The following is a 1,819-nucleotide window of genomic DNA, read 5'->3' on the forward strand; positions in this document are numbered from 1 at the left end:
GGCCGCCCCCGCAGCGGCCGACGGCGCCGCGGACCTGCCCCTGCGCTCCGACCGCAACACCCAGGGCGACATCCTGGCCGGCTCCCGCAAGGACCACGCCTGCCTCCTGCTGCTGCGCTTCCGCGACCCGGTCCTGGCCCGCCGCTGGCTGCGCCGGCTGCTGCCGGAGATCTCCACCACCGAGGAGATGGCCAGGTTCAATGCCGCCTTCAGCGCCGCCCGGGTCAAGGCGGGCGGCACCGACCCGGCCTCCCTCTCCGCCCAGTGGACGGGGCTCTCCCTCACCCACGCCGGGCTGCGCTTCTTCGCCGGACGCGACCCCTTCCCCGCGCTGCCGCCGGGCAGCACCGCCGAGGCCTTCGTCCAGGGCCCGGCCCGCCGGGCCGAGGCGCTCGGGGACACCGGCGACAGCTCCCCCGACTCCTGGGTGTTCGGCGGCGAGGGGCCGCACCGCGCCGTCCACGCGGTCCTCAACCTCTCGGCGGACGACCCCGAGAAGCTCGCCGAGGCCGTCGACCGCCACCAGCGGGACCTCGGGCCCGCCCAGGGCGTGCTCGTCTTCCGGCAGGACGGCGGCACCCTGCCCGGCGCGCTGCGCGGGCACGAGCACTTCGGCTTCACCGACGGCATCAGCCAGCCCGGCGTACGCGGCTTCCACGCCCCCGACCCGGCCACCGGGACCACCGTCCAGGGCAAGCCCGGGGCCCGGCTGGTCCCGGCCGGGGAGTTCCTCGTGGGCCAGGAGAAGGCCGGCAAGCGGCCCGCCGGGCTGCCCGCCTGGGCCACCGGAGGCTCGTTCCAGGTGGTCCGCCGGCTCGCCCAGGACGTACCCGGCTGGTGGGCGCAGGCCCGGGAGCGGCTGGCCGACCTCAAGCGGGCCGGGGCCGCCCCCGCCGAGGCGACCGACACCTGGCTCGCCGCCCGGCTGGTGGGCCGCTGGCCCGGCGGCACCCCCGTCGCGGGCTGCCCGCTCGCCGAACAGCCCTGCCCCGCCGGCACCGGCCCGACCGCGATCTCCTACCGCGACGACCCGCAGGGCTGGCACACCCCGCTGTTCGCGCACATCCGCAAGGGCAACCCGCGCGACGGCCTCGTCGCCGTCCCCGGCCGCCCCCCGCTGGACCCCGCCGTCACCGACACCCACCGCATCATCCGCCGCGGCATCCCCTACGGACCCGCGTACGACCCGGAGCAGGAGCCGGGCCGGGGCACCAACGGGGCCTCGCGCGGGCTGGTGTTCATCGGCTACCAGGCCGACCTGGTCCAGCAGTTCGAGTTCGTGGCCAAGCAGTGGATCAACGAGGCCGACTTCCCGGCCGGCCGCAGCCCGCGCACCGGCGCCGACCCCGTCCTGGGCCCCGGCTCCCCGGTGGCCTTCGAAAGCGAGTCCGAGGCCGGCAGCCGCGCCACCACCCTGCGCTTCGGCCGGTTCATCCGCACCGAGGGCGCCCTCTACGCCTTCACCCCCTCGATCCCCGCCCTGCGGGAGCTGGCCGAGGGCAGGCTCGACGTCTCCGTGGAGCTCCACCCCGGCGCCGTCCTGCGCGCGGGCGACGTCCTCGACGCCGGCGCCGCCCGGCTGGCCCTCGCCGCCGACGGGGACCTCGTCCTCCTCGACGCCTCGGGCGCCCGCCGCTGGAGCGCGGGCACCGCCGGCAAGGGCAGCGAGGCCGCCTTCTCCCACGACGGGGAGCTCACCGTGCGCACCGCCGACGGCGCGACCGCCTGGAGCAGCGGCACCGCCGGCCACCCCGGCGCCCGGCTGCTGGTCCGCCCCGGCGGCGACGCGGTGGTCCTCGACGGCGGCCGCGTCCTGTGG

Annotated in this window: 1 protein-coding gene; it reads left to right on the forward strand. The window is 78.1% G+C overall.

The genetic code is table 11. From position 1 onward, the window contains the following. On the forward strand, positions 1-1,819 hold a 1,819-nt coding region (locus tag VR44_RS19405), incomplete at both ends, for a Dyp-type peroxidase (RefSeq protein ID WP_052713711.1).

This window comes from Streptomyces katrae (assembly GCF_000966975.1).
GTDB lineage: Bacteria > Actinomycetota > Actinomycetes > Streptomycetales > Streptomycetaceae > Streptomyces > Streptomyces katrae.